The organism is Hymenobacter aranciens, assembly GCF_030580865.1.
GTDB classification, from domain to species: Bacteria; Bacteroidota; Bacteroidia; order Cytophagales; family Hymenobacteraceae; genus Hymenobacter; species Hymenobacter aranciens.
Genome location: NZ_JAUQSY010000003.1, coordinates 166405 through 187242, shown reverse-complemented (window position 1 = coordinate 187242; position 20838 = coordinate 166405). Strand labels below are relative to the sequence as shown.

Below are 20838 nucleotides of genomic sequence, written 5' to 3'. Positions count from 1 at the left end.
ATATGTTTTCGATGCTTACTCGTTTGGCTGCCGGGGCGGCCGGCTTGCTCGTGCTGCTGGCCACTGCGCGGCCCGATGCCCACGCCCAAACGCCCACGGCCACCTGGGACTGGGCCGCGCGTGGGGCCAGCAGCGGGGCCAGCACGGCCAGCAACGTGGGCCTCTCCGTGCAGGCCGATGCGGCCGGCAATACCTACGCGGTGGGCTCCCTGACGGGCACCCTCACGCTGGGTAGCACCACCCTTACCGCCCCGCACCCCACCACGGGCTACGTGGTGAAATACACGCCCGCCGGGCAGGTGGCCTGGGTGTGCCAGCCCAGCAGCCCGTCCCGCGAAGTCAACATCTACGACGTGGCCACCGATGCGGCGGGCAACGTGTACTTTGTGGGCAGGTTCTACGGCAACCTGCAGGTGGGCGCCCTCTCGCTGAGCAGCCCCGTCTTCATCACCGGCTTCGTGGCCAAGCTCGACGCGCAGGGCACGCCCCAGTGGCTGGCGCGCCTGGGGGGCGCGGCCGCGCCCGCCGACGGCTCGGTGGTTTGCAACGGCCTGGCCGTGGACGCGGCCGGCAACCTGGCCGTGAGCGGCTGGCTGCTGGACACCGCCGAGATTGGCGGCCACCTCCTCACCATCGACCCCATTACCTACGGAGCGCAATTCATCGCCTACTTCCCCAACCCGGGTGCCGCCCTGGGCCCGGCGCAATGGGTGACCTTGCTGGAGGCGGCCGGCGCGCCCATCAAGAGCGTGCTGCGCTTCGATGGGGCGGGCGGCGTGCTGCTGGGCACCACCGCCAACGGGGAGGTGCGCTGGGGCAGCACCCTGCTGCCGGACACCGGCGGCTCGCGCGCGCCCTTGCTCGTGAAGGCCAACGCCGCCGGCGTGCCCCAGTGGGCCGTGCGCCCACCCACGCCGGCCGCCGCCCCCGCGCCGTACGACGTCACGCTGGTGGGCGTGGGCGTGGATGCGGCGGGCAACGCCACCCTGCTGGCCGGGTACCGTGCAACGGGTTCCAGCCCGTCTGCCACCTGGCTGCTGGCGCAATATGCGGCCCAGGGCACGCCCCGCTGGAGCCAGGAGCTACCCACTCCCAGCGCCAACCTGGGCTTTTCCAGCCTGCGCAGCGATGCCGCTGGCACCCTGTACCTGGCCGGCGCGCTCAGCGGCACCTACCAGTTGGGCGCCACTACGCTCACGGCCGCCACGCCCGCCTCCATGGATGCGTACCTGCTGGTATACACCGGCCAGGGCACGCTCCGGGGTGGGGCGGCGGTGAGCAGTGGCAGCGGCCTCGAATCCTTGATGGATATAGCCGTGGCGCCTTCGGGCCGGGTACACGCCCTGGGCACTGCCCGCGATGCCGCGCAGCTGGGCTCCTTTACGCTCCCGGCCACCGGCAGCGGCTTCGAGATGCTGCTGGGCCGTTTCGGCGTGGCCACGCTGACGGGCACGCAGCCAGCGGCAGCCTCTCTCCTGCAAGTAACCCCCAACCCCGTCCACGGCCCAGCCCTGCTCAACCTGCCGGCCGCCCCTACGCCGCAGGCCTTCGTCCTGCTCGATGCGCTGGGCCGCCCCGTGCGGCACTACGCCGTGCCGGCCGGCGCCACCACCGCCCGCCTCGACGTGGCAGGCCTGCCCGCCGGGCTGTACGTGCTGCGTGGCGCCGGGGCCAGCCGCAAGCTGGTGCTGGAGTAGGCCCCCCGAGGCTGTAGCTTTAGACTTGGCTCTTACTCCTTTCTCTGTCATGTTTTCGACGCTTGCCCGTGTTGCGGCCGTGGCCGCTGGTTCTATCGCAGTGGCCGTTGGTGTGCTACCAGCGGCCCGGGCCCAAACCACCGTGCCCGCCTGGCAGTGGGCCACGCGCGGCAGCAATACGGGGGGCTACGTAACCAATAACGAAGCCCACCAGGTACAGCAGGATGCCGCCGGCAACACCTACGCGTACGGCCGCTTTTCGGCGCAGCTCACCCTGGTTGCTTCGCCGTTCTTTACCAGCGTGCCCAACAGCGGCTTCCTGGTGAAGTACACGCCCGGCGGCGCCCTGCAGTGGGCGCGGCACCTCCAAAGTCCGTTTGTGGGCGTGGGAGTGCAGCGCATGGTCACCGATGCGGCGGGCAACCTCTACCTAGCAGGCAGCTTCGCCAACTCCCTGACGCTGGGCAGCTACGTACTGGCCGACCCTGCTGCCCCATCCGCTGCCGCCGGGCGCAGCAATGGCTTCGTGCTGAAGCTCGACGCACTGGGCAACGTGCTGTGGGGCCTGCGGCTGGCGCCGGAGGGCAGTAGCGCCAGCCACCACGCCTACGGCACGGGTCTGGCCCTCGACGCTACCGGCGAGCTGGTATTCAGCGGCTGCTACGAGGGCGCGGCTGACCTAGCCGGCACCACCTTCAGCCCAACGGCCCCCAACGGCTACGGCTTGATGCTGGCCCGGCTGGGCAACCTGCACACCGGTACGCCCGTGCTGCGCTGGGCGCGCAGCGCCGAAACCACCGCCCGCCTGCTGCACGTAGCCTTGGCCTGCGACCCGGCAGGCGACTGCTACCTGGCAGCCGATGCGCCCGGGGCCGTTCGCCTGGAAGGCACACTGCTGCCGGCCAGCAGCCCGGGCGCCGAGATAGTGCTGGCCCGCTACACGAGCGCCGGGGTGTTGCAATGGGCGCAGCGCCCCGCAACGGCCGTGCCCGGCCTCCTCAACGCCACGAGCAGCGTGACCGACCTGGTGGCGCCGGCGCCGGGCACCGTTTGTGTGCTTTCGGAAACGTCCCGCTCCTACCCCAACTTCTACGCCCGCACGCTGCTGGCGCAGTACGGCGCGCCGGGCACCACGGGCTGGCAGTATGACGACACGACGTTCTCGCCGACCACGCACCTCACCAGCCTGAGTACCGACGGCCGGGGCACGGTGTACGTGGTGGGCTACCTCACGGGCGGCCTCATGGTGCGCGGGCAGTTCTTCCAAAGCATTACCCCGAACGCTTCCAATGGGCTGCTGCTGGCCTTTTCGGGCCGGGGCACGCTGCACTGGGGCGCGGTGGTGAGCGCTGGCACCGGCACCGAGCGACTGTACGCCAGCGCCCTCGGCTCCACTGGTACGCTCAGCGTGGCCGGTTCGGCGCGGGGCCCCGCGCAGTTGGGGCCGTTTACGCTGCCCAGCCCCGGCAACTTCACGCAGCCACTGCTCGGCCGGTTGGCACTGCCCGTCATCACCAGTATGCAAGCGGCCGCCTCCTCCCTGCTGCAGTTGGCCCCCAACCCGGCCCATTCGGCTGTTATCCTCACCTTGCCGGCCGCTGCGGCCCCGCAGGCCTTCGTCCTGCTCGATGCGCTGGGCCGCCCCGTGCGGCACTACGTCGTGCCGGCCGGCGCCACCTCCGCCCGGCTCGACGTGGCGGGCCTGCCCGCCGGGCTCTACGTGCTGCGTGGCGCCGGGGCCAGCCGCAAGCTGGTGCTGGAGTAAGGCTTGTTCTAAGCACCTATCTTTGTAGCAGCTGCGCCCGTTGGAGCCTTGGTTTTAGCGAGCGCCGATGACTTTTATATCATCCCTTTCTTTATGATGCTACCCCTACCCTTCCGCCGGCGGCTGGCCGGCCTGGCTTTGCTGCTGACGTTGCTGGCCCCGGCGGCCCCGGCCCAGGTGCTGGACCCCACGTTTCGGCTCCAGGAGCCCGTGCGTAACTTCACGTCATTCAATTATATCACCCGCGCCATGGCCGTGCAGCCCGATGGCAGGATTGTGGTGTCGGGCGCCTACGACTACCTCGACGGTGCGATTACCAATACCGTGCGGCGCCTCCATGCCGACGGCACCCCCGACCCCAGCTTCCGTACTCAGGCCGGCACGGGCATGATTGATAATTACGCCACGGCCCTGGCAATCCAGCCCGGCGGCAAAATCATTGCCGTGGGGCAGAGCATGCTCTATGATGGAGTGTTGCAGGGTGGCATTGTGCGGCTGAACACCGACGGCACGCTCGACCCGAGCTTCAACGCCGGCGGCGACGGGTTTTTCACCGGCGTGGGGGCAGCAACTTGCGCAGCGTGGCCGTGCAGCCCGACGGCAAGGTGCTGGTGGGCGGCAGCCTGACCACCTACAACGGTGTGCCGGTGGCCCCCGTGGTGCGCCTTAACGCCAACGGCACCTTGGATACCAGCTTCCAGCTCACGGCCGCCGACATGGCGCAGGGCGGAACTTCGCCCAGCATCGAAGTCATCGTGGTGCAGCCCGATGGCAAGCTGGTCATCGGCGGGTCGTTTTCGCAGCTGCGCGGCATCACCGTCAACAACCTGGCCCGCCTCCACGCCGACGGCAGCACCGATGCCAGCTTCAACACCGGCACTGGCTGCAACGGCCCGGTGCGCGCCGTGGCCCGCCAAACCAACGGCATGCTGCTGGTGGGCGGCCAGTTTACGCAGTTCAATGCCACCACCACCGGCAGCGTGGTGCGCCTGACGGCCAGCGGTGCCGCCGACCCCCTGTTTCAGCCCGGCACCCTCTCGACGGGCGGCATCGTGATGCACCTGCGGGTGTCGCCGCTCGACAGCATTCTCGTGGTGGGCCGGTTTACGCGCTACGGCGGGCTGGTGCGCGGCGGCATCGTGCGCCTGAGCAGCAGCGGCATCCCCGACTTCAACTTCGGCCCCGGCCCCGGCACTGCCGAAACCGTGTATGACATCATCGAGCTGCCCGGCAGCACCTACCTGGCCGGCGGCGCCTTCACCAGCCTGCACGGCGTGCCCCGCACCGGGCTGGCGCGGCTCAACGGCAGCGGTGGCCTCGATGCCAGCTACCACCCGGTGTATGCCAAGCGCGGCTACTTTGGCACTATCGTGCCACAGGCCAACGGGCAATTGCTGGCGGAGGCCGACTTCGACAAGCTCAATGGCACGCCCATAGCCGCCGGCAGCGTGGTGCGCCTCAATGCCGATGGCAGCCTGCATTCGGCCATCGGTATCAGTAGCAGCGGCAGCCGCTACCCCCAGCCCGATGGCAGTATCATGGTGCTCGAGAGCTACAGCAGCCCGCAGGGCTTGCTGCAACGGCACTTGCCCACGGGCACCCTCGACCCGTCCTTCACCCCGACCGTGCTGATTACGGGCTTTTTAACGGCGCCCCTGAGCAGCCAGCTGCTGCCGGCTCCCAACGGCCGCTGGCTGATAAGCGGCTACTTTACCGAGGCCGGCGGCCTGCCCCGGCCGGGCCTGGCCCGCGTGCTGCCCTCCGGCGCCGTCGACCCGTCGTTCGTGCCCGCCACCCCCTGGGCCGGCGGCTCGTCCTACTTCATCGAAATGGTAGCCGTGCAGCCCGACGGCAAGCTGCTGCTGCGCTGGAGCAGCAATACCAGCGGCTTCCTGGCCCGTCTCAACGCCGATGGCTCGCTCGATACGGGCTTTGGCACGAATGGCTTGATTACCCAGCCCGCCGCGATGTGGCTCACGCTGCTGCCATCGGGTCAGCTGCTGGTGTCGGGCAGCTTCACCAGCTTCCAGGGCGTGGCCGCGCCCAATGGTCTGGTGCGCCTGCAGGCCAACGGTACGCCCGACCCCAGCTTTACGGCGGCCCTGAACGGCACTATCACCCTGCAGCCCGACGGGCGCCTGCTGGTCACGCAGCTGCACCCTACCCTGCGCCTCTACCAGATTAAGCGCCTCAACGCCGACGGCAGCCTCGATACTTCCTTCGCCACCATCACCACCCAGGCGGGCTACTTCGCCGGCACCGGCGTGCTCAGCATCACGGTGCAGCCCACCGACGGCAAGCTGTTGCTCGCTGGCAGCTTCGTGACCGTCAACGGTCAGCAGCGCGTGAGCCTGGCCCGCCTCACCAACACCCTGCTGGCCGCCCAGCCCGCCCTGCCCGCCGCCCCGGCCCTTGATGTGTACCCCAATCCGGCCCACCACCGCGCCATCCTGCGCCTGCCCGCCGCCCCGGCGGCCCGCCCCGCCCGGCTGTTCGACGCCCTGGGCCGCCCGGTGCGCGCCTTCGCCGTGCCCGCCCACGCCGCCGAAACCACGGTAGACCTGGCCGGCCTGCCGGCGGGCGTGTACGTGCTGCGCTGCGGCGCCGTCTCGCGCCGGCTGGTGGTGGAGTAGGCATCGACGTTTCCTTACCAAAAACGCCCGGCCGCTGAATAGCGACCGGGCGTTTTTGGTTGTTGGAATGAAGGCGCTGGCGGCACGTTGCCAGCCGGCGGCATCAGGCCCTAGAATATCTTGCCCGGGTTGAGAATCCCCTTCGGGTCGAACACGGCCTTGATGCCGCGCATGAGGTTCAGATTCGCTTCCTTGAGAGCGATGCCGATGTAGGGCTTCTGCACCAGCCCGATGCCGTGCTCGCCCGAGATGGTGCCGCCGAGCTGCACGCAGAGCTCAAAAATCTCGGAGATGGGCTGGCGCAGGCCCACGTTCCACTGCTCGTCGGTGAGCTCGCCGCGGATGATGTTGACGTGCAGGTTACCGTCGCCGGCGTGGCCGTAGCACACGCTCTTGAAGCCGTAGCGGGCCCCTATTTCCTTCACGCCCTTCAGCAACGTGGGCAGCTCGGCGCGGGGCACCACGGTGTCTTCTTCCTTATACACCGAGTTGTAGCGCACCGAGTTGCCGATGTTGCGCCGGATTTTCCAGAGGTCGTCCTTCTGGGCGGCAGTGTCGGCCAGCAGGATTTCGTCCACGTCGTAGTTCTCCAGCACGGCATACACCTGCTCGGCCTCCTTGTACAGTTGGTCGAGGTCCTGCCCGTCGAGCTCGATGAGCAGGTGGGCGCGGATTTCCTCGGGCAGCGTCAGCGGGATGTTGAGGTAATTCGACGACCAGGCAATGGCCTCGCGCTCCATAAACTCCATCGCCGAAGGAATGATGCCCGCCCGAAACACCGCCGATACCGCCTCGGCCGCCTGGGCTTCCTGCCGGAAGGGCACCAGCATCAGCACGTTCTGCTGCGGGTAGGGCAGCAGGCGAAACACCACCTTGGTGATGATGCCCAGTGTGCCCTCCGAGCCCACCATGAGCTGGGTGAGATTGTAGCCGGTGCTATTTTTGAGGGTGTTGGCGGCCGTCCAGATAAGCTCGCCGGTGGGCAGGGCCACCTGCAGGTTCAGCACGTAGTCTTTGGTGGTGCCGTATTTCACGGCGCGGGGGCCGCCGCTGCTGTGGGCCAGGTTGCCGCCCAGGGTGCAGGAGCCCTTGCTGGCCGGGTCGGGCGGATAGAACAAGCCGACTTCCTTCACCGCGTTCTGAAACACCTCGTTAATCACGCCGGGCTCCACGGTGGCCTGCAGGTTGCGCTCGTCAATCTGCAGAATGCGGTTGAGCCGCTCGGTGCTCAACACCACGCCGTGGTGGATGGGCAGCGCCCCGCCGCTGAGGCCGGTGCCCGCGCCCCGGGCCGTGACGGGCACCCCGGCCGCGTGGCACAGGCCCATGATGGCGGCCACCTCCTCTGCGGTGCCGGGGCGCAGCACCACGTCGGGCGCAAATTCCAAATCCTCGGTGTGGTCGCGGCCGTAATCGGCGTATACATCGGTTTCGACGCGCTGGGCCGTAAGGACGTTCGCCGGCCCCACAACACCTTCAAAGGCAACGACTAATTCGGGAGTGAGTTGATTGAATGCCATAGCAAAAAGAAGAAGCCGGGCCGCCGGAAGTATATTTGTGGCGATGCCAAGCGTTGTGACGAAGATACGGCCCACTCCGAACGCCACCATTCTGGTAGCGACCGAGCCGGCCCCCAGCCTCCTGCTTATGCGCTTCTTCGCTCTGGCCGCCGCCTGGCGCCGCCCCGCCCCTGCCCTCGCCATACTGCTCATTGCCAGCACCCTGCTGGGCAGCTGCGCCCGCAAGCTCAACTACCGTGACGGCAAGTACCGCTCGGCCCGCGAGATGGTGCGCATCAAAAAGACCGGCAGCCGCCCCGCCACCCGCCCGGTGGTGAAGTCGAAGGTGAAAACCACCTCCCCCAGTGGCAGCTCGGGCAGCGCCGGCAGCAGCACCACCAAGGTGGTTACCAAGCGGGTGGCCCGCGTGGGCAACGCCACTGGCACCCTGGCCACCGTGATTGAGGCCGCCCGCGGCTACCAGGGCACACCCTACCTCTTCGGGGGCACCACGCGACTGGGGCTCGACTGCTCGGGGCTGCTGCAGCTGTCCTTTGCCGAGGCGGGCGTTACCATTCCCCGCTCCTCCAACGAGCAGGCCGTGTGGGGCGAACCCATCAAACCGACCGAGCTCAAGCCGGGCGACCTTCTCTTTTTCGGCGCTTCGCCGGGCAGCCGCACCATCACCCACGTGGGCATGGTGACCGTGGCCGATGAGGAGGGCGTGGACTTCATTCACGCCTCCACCTCGCTGGGCGTAGTCGAAACCAACTTCGAGTCGGATTACTATTTGAGCCGCTTCATCCGGGCGGTGCGGCCGCGCTTTTAATTTTAAGAAGCGACACTTCCTATTAATAAATCAATTAGCTCCAGGCATTAAGAATGGTAAAATTGCGGTAATACACCCGCCTCTTTGCCAATCGTACCTTTGCCCCGTTTTCTACCATTCTCCATTTTCCTCACCAAAATCCATTTTATGAGACACTCACTTTTACGCCACTTCCTGCTGGTGTTTGTGCTCCTGCTCTCGGCCCGCCTGGGCTGGAGCCAGGGCTCTACCACGGCCGCCATGAACGGCCTTATCAGCGACAAAACCGGCGCGGCCCTGCCCGGCGCCACCGTGCTGGCCACGCACACGCCCACCGGCACCAACTACGGCGTCTCGACCAACGCCGACGGCCGCTTCAACATCCAAGGCATGCGCGTAGGCGGGCCTTACACGGTGAAAATCACCTTCGTGGGCTACCAGGACATTGTACGCGACAACGTGTACCTGACGCTGGGCCAGAACCTGCGCCTCGACGTGGGCCTGACCGAAGCCACCACCGAGCTGAGCGGCGTGACCGTGACCGGCCGCCGCGACCCGGTGATTAACGCCGGCCGCACCGGCGCCGCCACCACCGTCACGCGCGAGCAGATTCAGAACCTGCCCACCATCAGCCGTAGCCTGCAGGACTTTACGCGCCTCACGCCGCAGTCGTCGAGCCCTCCCGGCGGTGGCACCAGCGTAGGCGGCGGCAACAACCGCTACAACAACATCACCATCGACGGCGCCGTGAACAACGACGTGTTCGGCCTCGCCGGCAGCGGCACGCCGGGCGGCCAGGCGGGCACCCAGCCCATCGCCCTCGACGCTTTGCAGGAAATTCAGGTGGTCGTGGCTCCCTACGACGTGAAACTGGGCAACTTCACCGGCGGCGGCATCAACGCCGTAACGCGTTCGGGCACCAACGACCTCTCGGCCAGCATCTACGGCTTCGGCACCAACCAGAGCATCGTGGGCAAAAGCGTGACCGAGCCCCGCGTGAAAGCCGACGAGTTTTCGAACTACCAGGCGGGTTTCCGCATCGGCGGCGCGGTGGTGAAAAACAAGCTGTTCTTCTTCGCCAACGCCGAGCTGTCGCGCCGCAGCGAGCCGCTGCAGTTTTCGCCCGGCAGCAGCAGCTCGCTGTTCCGCCAGAGCGAGGTCGACTCGGTAGCCCGCTTTGCCCAGACCCTCGGCTACGACGCCGGCTCGACCAACGAGGTGATTCGCCGGACTGAGAGCAACAAGATTTTCGGCCGTCTCGACTGGAACATCAACGACAAGAACCAGCTGACGCTGCGCCACAACTACGTGCAGGCGTTCGACGACAACATCACCCGCTCGTCGAACCTGTTCCGCTTCGGCAACAACGCTTACGAGTTCAACAACACCACCAACAGCACGGTGCTGCAGCTCATCAGCCGCTTCGGCCGCGTCTCCAACGACCTGATTCTGGGCTACTCGCGCATCAACGACAAGCGCAGCACGCCGGGCGAGCTGTTCCCGCAGGCCAACTTCACGCAGAGCGGCCGCCAGTACCAGATTGGTACGGAGCGCAGCTCGGCCGCCAACAGCCTCGACCAGGACATCTTCGAGCTGACCGACAACGTGACCGCCACTTTCGGCAAGCACACCGTGACGCTGGGCACGCACAACGAGTTCTTCCGCTTCGACAACCTGTTCGTCAACAACTTCAACGGCCGGTTTGACTTTGGTTCGCTGTATGCGCCCACTACGGGTGCCAACACCAGCTTCTACGGCAACATTCTGCCCAACGGCAACACCGTGCCCGGCCTGGCCGCCGGCCCGCGCCCGCAACGCGTGCGCGCCTCCTACTCGCTGCTGCCCGATGGCACGCTGCCCCGCGCCGAGTTCAATGCTATCCAGCTGGGTTTCTACGCCCAGGATGAATATACGCCCGTCGAAAACCTGCGCCTGACCCTGGGGGCCCGCATCGACATCCCCGTATTCCCCGACAAGCCGGGCAACAACCCCGGCGTGGCCGAAACCTTCGGCAGCGACATCAGCACCTCGAACGTGCCCAACGGTCAGGTGCTGTTTGCCCCCCGCCTGGGCTTCAACTGGAACCCCGACAAGGAAAACAGCCGCGTGCAGCTGCGCGGCGGCAGCGGCATCTTCAACGGCCGCACGCCCTTCGTATGGGTTTCCAACAGCTTTATCAACAATGGTCTGCAGCTCGGCACCATTGATGTGCGACCTTCAACTGCTATTCCTGTGCTGCCATTTGAAACTGACCCCAGCCAGTTCGCAACTGCCTACAGCACCGGCCTGGTCAAGACCACCGAAATCAACGTGATGCGCAAGGATTTTAAGCTGCCGCAAGTGTGGCGCACCAACATTGCCACCGACTTCCGCGTCCCCGGCGACGTGCTCATCACCTTGGAAGGCATCTACACTAAGACGCTCAACGACGTACTGTACAAGGACATCAACCTGACGGCTCCCACCGGCCGCCTCGCCGGCCCCGACCAGCGCGTGGTGTATGCCGCCACCACGGCTGCCCGCCGCGTAGACCCCGACTACACCAACGTACTGCTGCTCGAAAACACCAGCAAAGGCTACCGCTACACCCTCACTGGCCAGGCGCAGAAGCTGTTTGATTTCGGCCTCAACGCCTCGGTGGCCTACACCTACGGCGTAGCCCGCGACCTGAACAGCGGCCTGAGCAGCACCGCCCTGTCAAACTGGGAATTCAACCAGGTGTACGGCAGCCCCAACGACCCTACCCTTAGCTACTCGGCTTTCGACGTGCGTCACCGCATCATCGCCACCGGCGGCTACACCTTCCGCTACGCCAACAAGCGCCTCGCTACCACCATCTCGGCCGTGTATGAGGGCCAGTCGGGCACGCCCTTCACCTACCTCTACGGCCTGGGCGGGAGCGACCTGAATAACGATGGTGCCTTCAGCAACGACCTGTTCTACATCCCGCGTAACCAGAGCGAAATCCTGCTGGCCCCCGGCAGCGGCGACACCCGCACGGTAGACCAAATCTGGACCGACCTCAACAACTTCATCGAGAGCGACGACTACCTGAAGGCCAACCGCGGCAACTACGCCGAACGCAACGGCGCCCGCACACCCTTCACCCACAAAGTGGACGTGCGCCTGGCTCAGGATATCAACTTCGAGGCCGGTGGCAAAACCAACTCACTGCAAATCACGCTCGACGTCATCAACTTCGGCAACCTGCTCAACAACGACTGGGGCCGTCAGTACTTCGTCAATAACCAGTCGTTCCAGCTGGCGCGCGTCGAGCGCTTCCAGAATGGGCAGCCGGTTATTTCCTTCCCCAAAGTGCAGCAGGCTTACGACGTGAGTGCATTTGCCTCGCGCTGGCAGATGCAGCTGGGCGTGCGCTACTCCTTCAACTAAGCCCCCCGGCTTAGCCAGACTCCGGAAAAGCGGGCGGGACGCAGTTCCCGCCCGCTTTTTTTCTGACTGACTTTTTGGAGCTTGCGGATTCCAGGCAGAATTTTTGCGGCCAGTGTTTGTAAAACCCAAAACTCGCCGTACTTTTGCAGAACCAAATCGCAACTGGCGCCGCGGTAACCAACTACAAGGGGGATTAGCTCAGCTGGCTAGAGCGCTTGCATGGCATGCAAGAGGTCATCGGTTCGACTCCGATATTCTCCACTTGAAGGTGTGAATGAAGACAAACAGGCCGCTCCGGGTAACCGAGGCGGCCTGTTTTGTTTTACTGGCATGCTGCAATCATCTGTCATCCTGAGCGCAGCAAAGGACCTTATTACATCAGAACGAAGCAGTTACTCAATCGTTCTGGTGTGATAAGGTCCTTCGCTGCGCTCAGGATGACAGGCGGCATTACTTCGCCAGCTCCGGCCGGTAGCTGACGCCGCCAAACCAGTACAGCATCAGGGCCCGGGAGTAGCGCAGGGCCAGCGGCGTGCAGGCGGTAGCGGCCGCGCCCACCACCACGATGTAAACCCACAGCGCCGGGTCGCCGGCCAGGTAGTAGAGCAGCACGCTGGTGATGGCGAAAATGGCCACCGAAAACGCGTAGCTCACGAACATGGCGCCGAAGTAGAAGCCCGGCTCGGGCTCGAAGGCCTGCTGGCACACGGGGCAGCTTTCGGGCATGTGGGCGAATTTGGTGAGGTGGTAGGCGGGGTGCGAAAACAGCTTGCCCTGGTGGCAGCGGGGGCAGCGGAGGTCGAGCAGGGCCAGGGTGGAAGACGTGGGTTGGGACATGATTGACAGGGCTGAATAACTGATACAAAGTTCGATTCAGTAGCCCTGTTTTTTAAGAGGCATCTGCGGGCAGATGCGGGACAAATCAACGATTATCGGGCGCCTGCCGGAAGGCTTCGGGCGTTTGGCCGACGTACTTGCGGAAGTAGCGGGTGAAGTAGGAAGCATCGTCGAAGCCGAGGGCATCGGCGACCTGGCCCACGGTTTGGGCGGAGTGGCGCAGCAGGCGCTGGGCCTCGGCGATGACGCGGGCGTGGATGAGGTCGCTGGCGGTTTTGGCCAGCAGGCGGCGGCACACGGCGTTGAGGTGGTTGGGGGTGAGGTGCAGCTGCTGGGCGTAGAAGCGCACGGTTTTGTGCTGACGGAAGTGCTGGTCGAGCAACTGGGCGAAGGCCCGCACCTGCTCCTGTGCGTGAGCTGGCGGCGGGGCGGCGGCGGGCGCGTAGGCGCGGGCGGCCAGCTCCAGGGTCAGAAACAAATAGGCGCCGACGACTTCGTACTCATTGGGCGCGGCCCGTCGTTTTTCGGCCAGCATACTGGCGAATAGCGGCCCGATTGCATTATCTGCCGGCGGCAGGTAGAGCGCGGGCCGCTGAGCGGGGTCGAAAAACGGGTAGGCGGCGAGGCGGGCGGCCGGGTACTGCCGCTGGTAGAAGGCGGCACTGAAGAAGACGATGTAGCCCTGGGCATCGGCCGAGAGCTGCCAGGCGTGGGCCTGGCCGGGCGCCAGGAAAAAGAGGCTGCCCGGCCGCAGGTCGTGGGTGTGGGCATCTATCGTGTGGGTGCCGTGGCCCCGGGTGACGTAGAGCAGCAAATAGAAGCTGTGGGCGTGGGGCTTGCTCACGGCCGGAAACTGCGCGAGGTGCGCTTCGAGCCGCTGGATGTAGTAGGGCGGCTGGTGGTGCGGGTCGGGCGCGAAGGCTTCGAGGGCGAGAATAGGCAGCGCGGGCGACTTCATGCGGCAAGTAAAAGTTAAAAGTTGAGAGTTAAAAGTTAAAAACCAGTACTGGCCCGCTTTTTAACTTTTAACTCTCAACTTTTAACTCCTTTACCAGAGCCCCTACCTTTGCAACCATGAACAACATCGTTGCCGCCGGCTGGCTGGCCCTGGGCCTGGGGCTCAGCACTTGTCAGACGCAAAAACCTGTACTTGATGCCCGACCTATGCTCGACGCCAGCCGCCCTATCTGGAAATCGGACGCCTACACGCTCTACCCCGACCGGGTGGTGCAGGGTCAGTTCGAGGCCAAAGCCCTCTCCCCTACCGAGCTCAAATCCAATTACCGCAGCCCGGCCAACGCGTTTCAAAGCCCGGAAATCACCTTCAAGTTTGCCCTCAACGGGCAGGACAACGAGATGGCGCCCGGCCAGGACCACAAGGTGCTGGCCCTGCCCCGCGCCGGCAGCACCACGGCCGAAACGCCGCTCCTCGTGTTCGGCCAGCAGTACGTCGACAAAACGCCCATGCCGGCCAATACCTACCTGGCCGCCAACCAGCCGCTGCGCATCCGGCTCGACATGCGGACCGTGCTCAAGGCCTTTAAGGAGCAGGGATTTTTTACTACTTATAAGGGCGATAAAATCTTCCGGCAGGATTTCAAGGGCGTGTTCGTGGCCGGCATGCCCGCGCCGCTGAGCTGGGATTTCGACAACCTCTACCACAAGCCGGAGTTTGAGCTCAAGGATGCCGACGGCGACGGCATCTACGAAATTACGCTGACGCTGAACGCGCCGGCCGATGCCAAAACCACCGCCACGGAGTGGAAAAAGAGCCTCAATACCGACGACCTGCCGCAGTATTCGTCCGACTACCCGCTCTCCGACGCGCTCTACAACCTGGCCCTGGAGGAAGCCCGCCGCGCCGTGGAGCCCGACGGCACCTTCCGCACCGGCAAGGAGTGGGCGGGCGTGTGGACGCGCGACATCAGCTACTCCATCATTCTGGCGCAGGCGGCCTTGCAGCCCAAAGTGGCCATGACCAGCCTGCTGCGCAAGGTGAGTGCCAACGGCCGCATCATCCAGGATACGGGCACCGGCGGGGCCTACCCCTGCTCTACCGACCGCACGATTTGGGCCGTGGCGGCCTGGGAAATCTACAAGGTGACGGGCGACGAAAACTGGCTGCGGACGGTGTACCCGGTTATCAAAAAGTCGCTGGAAGATGATGCGCAAAATGCCTACGACCCTGTGACCGGTCTGGTGCGCGGCGAGTCGTCGTTCCTCGACTGGCGCGAGCAAACCTACCCGCGCTGGATGCAGCCGGCTGATATTTACCAGAGCGAAAACCTGGGCACCAACGCCGTACATTACCAGGCCAACGTGGTGCTGGCCAGCATGGCCGAGCGGCTGGGCGAGGCGGCCGTAGCCACGCGCCACCGCCAGGCGGCCACCCAGATTCAGCAGGGCATCAACCGCTACCTGTGGCAGGAAGGCCAGGGCTACTACGCCCAGTACCGCTACGGCCGGGCGCACCAGACGCTGTCGCCCAGGTCGGAAACCCTGGGCGAGGCGCTGTGCGTACTCTTCGGCGTGGCCGATGCGGAGCGGGCCAAAACCGTGGTGCAAATGACGCCCACCGTGGCCTTTGGCGCGCCCTGCATCTACCCGCAGATTCCGGGCATTCCGCCCTACCACAACAATGCGGTGTGGCCCTTTGTGCAGAGCTACTGGGCCCTGGCGGCAGCCCAAACCGGCAACGAGAACTCGGTGATGGAGAGCATCGCGGCCATCTACCGCCCGGCGGCGCTGTTTCTGACCAACAAGGAGAACTTCGTGGCCGAAAACGGCGACTACGCCGGTACGCAGGTCAATTCCTCCAACATGCTTTGGAGCCTCTCGGGCAGCCTGGGGCTGGTGTATAAGGTGCTGTTCGGCATGCAGTTTGAGGCTGAGCAGCTGGTGTTCCGGCCCTTCGTGCCGCAGGCCCTGCAGGGCACGCGCAAGCTCACGAACTTCCGCTACCGGGGCGCGGTGCTGGACGTGGCCATGACGGGCTTCGGCCACGCAATCAAAACCATCACCCTGGATGGCCAGCCGCTGGCCGGGGCGGCCATGCCGGCCTCGCTCACGGGGCGGCACCAGGTGCAGATTGTGCTGACGAACACCGCCCCGGCCGAGCAGATAGTGAACCGGGTCGCCAACATTGTGACCCCGGAAACTCCCGTTGTGCAAGTGCAGGGCGACCGGCTGGTGTGGCCGCCGTGCGCCGGGGCCACCAGCTACCTCATCCTGAAAAACGGCAAGCCCTCCACCCCTTTCGATAATAACAGCTGGCCCCTCGACCTGCCCGCCGACCGCGGGCACTACCAGGTGATGGCCGTGAATGCGCAAGGCGTTGAGTCCTTTGCCAGTGAGCCACTGATAATCGGCAAACCGACGACGGTGCAAGTGCCGCTGGAAGCCATGACCCCCAAATCGCCCCTGCCCTACCAGGGCTTCACCGGCGCGGGCTTTATCGAAATCAGTAGCACCCAGAACCGCCGCCTCACTATCCCGGTGAAGATTGCAGAGGCCGGCACCTACGCGCTGGACTTTCGCTACGCCAACGGCAATGGCCCCGTCAACACCGAGAATAAGTGCGCCATTCGCACCCTGCGGCTGGGCGAGCAGCAGGTGGGCACCGTGGTGCTGCCCCAGCGTGGCGTCGGCGAGTGGTCGAACTGGGGCTTCTCGAACCCGGTACTGGTGCGCCTGGCGCCGGGCACGCACACTTTCCAGCTGAACTTCGAGCCCGCCAATGAGAACATGAACGGCGCCGTGAACCAGGCCATGCTCGACTACCTGCGGGCGACGCGGGTGGAATAGCGCACCCAGTGTTCCGGGAATACTTCCGCCACCGGTGGCGGGTCGTTAAAAAACATTCGGCCGGTCATCGCCACTGGTGGCGACGACCGGCCGAATGTCGTTCTGCGGTGCCCGCACCTTACACAAACAGCCCTTCCACCGACAGATACCGCTCGCCGGTATCGTAGCTGAAGGTGAGCACGCGGCTGCCCTGCGGCATGTCGGGCAGCTTCTTGGCGATGGCGGCCAGCGAAGCGCCGGACGACACGCCCACGAACAGCCCCTCCTCCCGGGCGGCGCGGCGGGCGTAGTCGTAGGCCTCCTGCTGGTTCACCTGAATGACGCCGTCGAGAATATTGGTGTGCAGGTTGTCGGGGATGAAGCCCGCGCCGATACCCTGGATGGGGTGCGGCCCCGGCGCCCCGCCGCTGATGACGGGCGAGGCCTCGGGCTCCACGGCGAAGGTTTTCATGTTCGGGAATTTCGGCTTCAGCACCTCCGTCACGGCCGTGATGTGGCCGCCGGTGCCCACCCCGGTGATGTGAAAGTCGAAGCCTTCGGGCGCATCGGCCAGAATTTCGAGGGCCGTGTGCTCGGCGTGGGCCTTGAGGTTGGCAGGGTTGGAGAACTGCATGGGCAGCCAGGCGCCGGGCGTGCTGTCCACGATTTCGCGGGCCCGCTCGATGGCGCCCTTCATGCCTTTTTCGCGGGGCGTGAGCTCCAGCTTGGCGCCGTAGGCGGCCATGAGGCGGCGGCGCTCGATGCTCATGCTTTCGGGCATCACCAGGGTAAGCTGGTAGCCCTTCACGGCAGCTACCAGGGCCAGGCCCACGCCGGTATTGCCGGAGGTAGGCTCCACGATGATAGAGCCTTTGGTGAGCTGGCCGGCCTTTTCGGCCTCCTCAATCATGGAGAGGGCGATGCGGTCTTTGATGCTGCCGCCGGGGTTCTGGCGCTCGAGCTTCACCCACACTTCCACATCGGGGCGGGTGGCGGCGAAGAGGCGGTTGAGGCGGAGTAGCGGCGTGTTGCCGATGGTGTCGAGAATGGTATTGGCTTTCATGAAGGAATGTTAAAAAAGAACGTCAGGAGAAAAGAACGTCATCCTGAGCCGCAGCGCAGCGAAGGCGAAAGGACCTCGCCCGCTTCGTTGTGGTGGCAACTTCTTTTCGTTGAAAGGTATTGAATTACTGCTGCGGGCGGCGCGGGCGAGGTCCTTTCGCTCCTTCGTCGCTCAGGATGAAGTTCTTCTACACATTGCCACTGCCTTAAATGGAGAACATCAGCGCGCTGGCGGGGTCTTCGGCACGCGAAATGTGAATCTGGGCGCGGTGGTAGACGCGCGAGTGCGATGGTACGCTTTCCGTCAGCCACACGTTGCCCCCGATGATGCTGCGGGTGCCCACCACGGTGCTGCCGCCCAGAATGGTAGCCCCGGCGTAAATCACGACGTGGTCTTCGATGGTGGGGTGGCGCTTCTGGCCCTGCAGGCCCTTCGTGACGCTGAGCGCGCCGAGCGTGACACCCTGGTAAATCTGCACGTTGGCCCCAATGACGGCCGTTTCGCCGATGACGATGCCGGTGCCGTGGTCGATGCAGAAGGCCGCGCCGATGGTGGCGCCGGGGTGAATGTCGATGCCGGTACGCTGATGGGCATACTCGCTGAGCAGGCGCGGCAGGCGGGGCACCCCGCGCAGGTACAGCGCGTGGGCAATGCGGTACATGGCCGTGGCATAGAAGCCGGGGTATGAGCTGACGACCTCGGCGCGGTCGCCGGCGGCCGGGTCGGAGGCTTGGATGGCGGTGGCGTCGCGGATGAGGGCTTCGCGCAGGGCTGGCAGACGGTGGGTGAATTCGGTGGCCAGCTCGGCGGCGGCGGTGGGCAAGTCGGGCACGGCCCGCAGCAGGCCGGTGAGGGCGGTGCGGAAGTGGTGCAGGTCGGCGGCCACGGCGTCGGCGGTGGGCAGGGGGCGCTCGGCCCGTTCAGGAAACAGCAGGGCCAGCAGGTCGTCGGCCAGGGCGCAAAGGGCGGCGCCGGGCAGCTGCGCCCGCACGGTGGCGTGGGCGTGGGCCAGCTGGGCAACAAAGAGTTCGGTTTCGGGAGGCATGGGCTGGGGCAACGGGAAGGCAACGACTACGGCACGGCAGCCACTGCAAATAACTGCCTGGCGCGGGGAAGGTTTTGGCGCCGGGCTGCCGCCGCGTCCGGGCTATTTTCCGGTTCTACTCCTAATCGGCCCACCCAACCGCAGCAGTCCGAACAAGACCGGCCGACTACAGTTATCAGCGAAAATAGCTGATTTATGCCCGATAAACGGGCTTTCGTGCGTAACTTGAACCACCATTTACCCCTCCACCCCATGCCCAAAAAATTACAATTTCTCCTCCTGCTCCTGTTTGCGGTGCTGGCCCTGCCCGAACGCAGCCTAGCCGCCCCCGGCGACACCACCCGCGTCACTATCTGGAACCAGCGCAAGCTCTCCCGCAATGGCCTCTACGACACGACGGCCATCTTGCCCGGCGCGGGCACGCGCTACCGTAAAGTACTGCTGCACTACATCCTGGGCCGCTACGCCTGCACGCCCGGCAGCCAGTATTGCGGCTCCTGGGACTACACCACCCGCGTGCTGGTGCGCCCCCCGGCCCACGACCCGCTGGAAATTGCCCGCATCATGACGCCCTACGCCACCGACTGGCTGGCCCTGAACAAAAAGCACGACTACGTGGTGGACGTGACCGACTACACCCCGGTGCTGAATGGCAACCAGCCGTTTCAGTTCGACTACCAGGGGTATTCCTGGGGCTTCACGCTGACGCTGGTGCTCGAATACATCGAAGGCACCCCGCCGCAGGACCCCATCGACGTGCGCAACGTGTACGATGGCACCTATAACTACGGCGACGCCGCCGACCCCATCGACAACCACATGCCGGCCCGCACCTTCACGGCGCCCAGCACCGGCACCACCACGCTGAAAAACCTGGTGTCGGGCCACGGCTTCGACGATGCCAACTGCGCCGAGTTCTGCAACAAATATTACCGGGTGCTCGTGAACGGCACCCTGCGCTCGACGACCCAGCTCTGGCGCAACGACTGCGGTCGCAACCAGGTGTATCCGCAAACCGGCACCTGGGTGTATGACCGCGGCAACTGGTGCCCCGGCGCCGTGGTAAAACCGCTCCGGCACGCGCTTACGCCGCTGCTCACGCCCGGCAGCCCGTTCACCGTCGACATCAACATGCAGGCCTACACGGGCACGGTAACCCGCCAGGGCGCGGCCCGGGCCAACTACATCTGGACCAGCCAGCTCGTGACGGCCGGCCCCATCAACTTCCGCAACGACGCGGCGATGGAGGAAATCATCTCGCCCAACAACAACGAAAACTACTTCCGCGACAACCCCAGCTGCGGCGGTCCCAAAGTGCGCATCCGCAACCTGGGCAGCACCACGCTGACGGCCGCCAACATCTCTTACCGGGTGCAGGGCCGCGGCGCCGTGCAAACCTACGCCTGGACCGGCAGTCTGGCCTACGGCCGCGATACGCTGGTGGTGCTGCCTATCCTTTCGGCGGTGCAAAACGGCGCGGCCGGCCGCTTCAAGGCCTGGATTGCCCAGCCCAACGGCGCCCGCGACTCCAACGCCTACAACGATACGCTGAGCGTCAAATTCAACGCGACGGCCGTGCTGCCGGCCAGCTTCGTGGTAGCCATGCGCACCAACAACGCCGTCACGAATACCTTAGCGAGCGAAACCAGCTGGCAGGTGTTCGATGTGGCTGGTAATGTGGTAAAGCAGCGCGTCAACTCGAACGCCAACACTACTTATAACGACACCCTGCGCCTGCAACCCGGCTGCTACGCCCTGCGCGTAACCGACCTGGGCTGCGACGGCTTCGACTGGTGGGCCTCGCCCCAGGCCGGCACTGGCACTATGCGCCTCAACGACGCCCGCACCGGCGCCACCTTCCGCAACTTCAGCGGCGACTTCGGCTGCGAGTACACCCTGAACTTCCGCGTGGCCGGCAACCCCTCGGCCACCGGCAACCCGGCCCTGCTTACGGTGTTCGACGTGTACCCCAACCCCAGCCAGGACGGCCGCTTCACCCTCGACCTGAACCTGCCCGCCCGCCACGATGTGCGCCTGAACGTGCGCGACGCCCTCGGCCGCCGCGTGTGGACCCGGGATATGGGAACCGTGAAAACCACCGTGCAGCCCCTGGAGCTGGGCAAGCTCGCCGAAGGCGTGTACGACCTGGAGGTAGCCATTGCCGATGGCACCACCCTGCACCGCCGCATTGTGATTGAGTAAGGCCCCGGCCTGCGAATGAGAAAGCCCCTCCGTGCCAGGCACGGAGGGGCTTTTTTGTGCGATTGAATGAATACCGCGGGCGCGCGTCTCTGACGCGTGCCGACTGGGTTCGA

General features: G+C 65.4%; 13 protein-coding genes and 1 tRNA gene. 9 read left to right on the top strand and 5 right to left on the bottom strand.

Annotated features, from left to right (window positions below):
* Positions 1-11 precede the first annotated feature (11 nt).
* From Q5H93_RS05305 to Q5H93_RS05290, 4 genes are all read left to right on the top strand, one after another.
* Positions 12-1697: a T9SS type A sorting domain-containing protein gene (locus Q5H93_RS05305; protein ID WP_305005458.1), complete on the top strand. Its 1686-nt coding sequence runs from the start codon at positions 12-14 to the stop codon at positions 1695-1697.
* A 49-nt stretch (positions 1698-1746) separates the two neighbouring features.
* Entirely contained in the window at positions 1747-3462 is a 1716-nt protein-coding gene (locus Q5H93_RS05300) for a T9SS type A sorting domain-containing protein (RefSeq protein WP_305005457.1), read from the top strand.
* A 93-nt stretch (positions 3463-3555) separates the two neighbouring features.
* Entirely contained in the window at positions 3556-4089 is a 534-nt protein-coding gene (locus tag Q5H93_RS05295; RefSeq protein ID WP_305005456.1) for a hypothetical protein, read from the top strand.
* Positions 4044-6095 carry a T9SS type A sorting domain-containing protein gene (locus tag Q5H93_RS05290; RefSeq protein ID WP_305005455.1) on the top strand — a complete coding sequence of 684 codons (2052 nt, stop codon included), beginning with the start codon at positions 4044-4046 and terminating at the stop codon, positions 6093-6095. The genes Q5H93_RS05295 and Q5H93_RS05290 overlap by 46 nt, the downstream gene beginning before the upstream one ends.
* A gap of 110 nt (positions 6096-6205) precedes the next feature.
* Here Q5H93_RS05290 and Q5H93_RS05285 read toward each other — a convergent pair whose 3' ends face one another.
* Positions 6206-7615 carry an FAD-binding oxidoreductase gene (locus Q5H93_RS05285; protein ID WP_305005454.1) on the bottom strand — a complete coding sequence of 470 codons (1410 nt, stop codon included), beginning with the start codon at positions 7613-7615 and terminating at the stop codon, positions 6206-6208.
* Between the two features lie 127 nt (positions 7616-7742).
* On the opposite strand from Q5H93_RS05285, the gene Q5H93_RS05280 reads away from it, so the two are divergent.
* The 3 genes from Q5H93_RS05280 to Q5H93_RS05270 all read left to right on the top strand — a co-directional run bounded on the left by Q5H93_RS05280 (position 7743) and on the right by Q5H93_RS05270 (position 12056).
* On the top strand, positions 7743-8423 hold the full coding sequence (locus Q5H93_RS05280; RefSeq protein WP_305005453.1) for a C40 family peptidase: 681 nt from the start codon (positions 7743-7745) through the stop codon (positions 8421-8423).
* A gap of 147 nt (positions 8424-8570) precedes the next feature.
* Complete coding sequence (locus tag Q5H93_RS05275; protein ID WP_305005452.1) at positions 8571-11795, top strand: TonB-dependent receptor; 3225 nt, start codon at positions 8571-8573, stop codon at positions 11793-11795.
* Between the two features lie 187 nt (positions 11796-11982).
* A tRNA-Ala gene (locus Q5H93_RS05270) sits at positions 11983-12056 on the top strand.
* Between the two features lie 189 nt (positions 12057-12245).
* Here Q5H93_RS05270 and Q5H93_RS05265 read toward each other — a convergent pair.
* The gene (locus Q5H93_RS05265; protein WP_305005451.1) at positions 12246-12632 is read right to left on the bottom strand and encodes a DUF983 domain-containing protein; all 387 of its coding nucleotides are present in this window, start codon (positions 12630-12632) and stop codon (positions 12246-12248) included.
* Between the two features lie 85 nt (positions 12633-12717).
* Positions 12718-13590, bottom strand: coding sequence for a helix-turn-helix transcriptional regulator (locus Q5H93_RS05260; RefSeq protein ID WP_305005450.1), 873 nt, complete (start codon positions 13588-13590; stop codon positions 12718-12720).
* Between the two features lie 116 nt (positions 13591-13706).
* Here Q5H93_RS05260 and Q5H93_RS05255 point away from each other — a divergent pair, with 116 nt between their 5' ends.
* Positions 13707-16436, top strand: a complete 2730-nt coding sequence (locus Q5H93_RS05255; RefSeq protein ID WP_305005449.1) for an MGH1-like glycoside hydrolase domain-containing protein — start codon at positions 13707-13709, stop codon at positions 16434-16436.
* Positions 16437-16554: 118 nt separating this feature from the next.
* Here the strand turns inward: Q5H93_RS05255 and cysK are convergent, their stop codons facing one another.
* Entirely contained in the window at positions 16555-17478 is a 924-nt protein-coding gene (cysK, locus tag Q5H93_RS05250) for a cysteine synthase A (protein WP_305005448.1), read from the bottom strand.
* Positions 17479-17683: 205 nt separating this feature from the next.
* Positions 17684-18523 carry a serine O-acetyltransferase gene (locus Q5H93_RS05245; protein WP_305005447.1) on the bottom strand — a complete coding sequence of 280 codons (840 nt, stop codon included), beginning with the start codon at positions 18521-18523 and terminating at the stop codon, positions 17684-17686.
* A gap of 252 nt (positions 18524-18775) precedes the next feature.
* Between Q5H93_RS05245 and Q5H93_RS05240 the strand changes: the two genes are divergently transcribed.
* Positions 18776-20725, top strand: coding sequence for a peptide-N-glycosidase F-related protein (locus Q5H93_RS05240; protein ID WP_305005446.1), 1950 nt, complete (start codon positions 18776-18778; stop codon positions 20723-20725).
* The last annotated feature ends 113 nt before the right edge of the window (positions 20726-20838 follow it).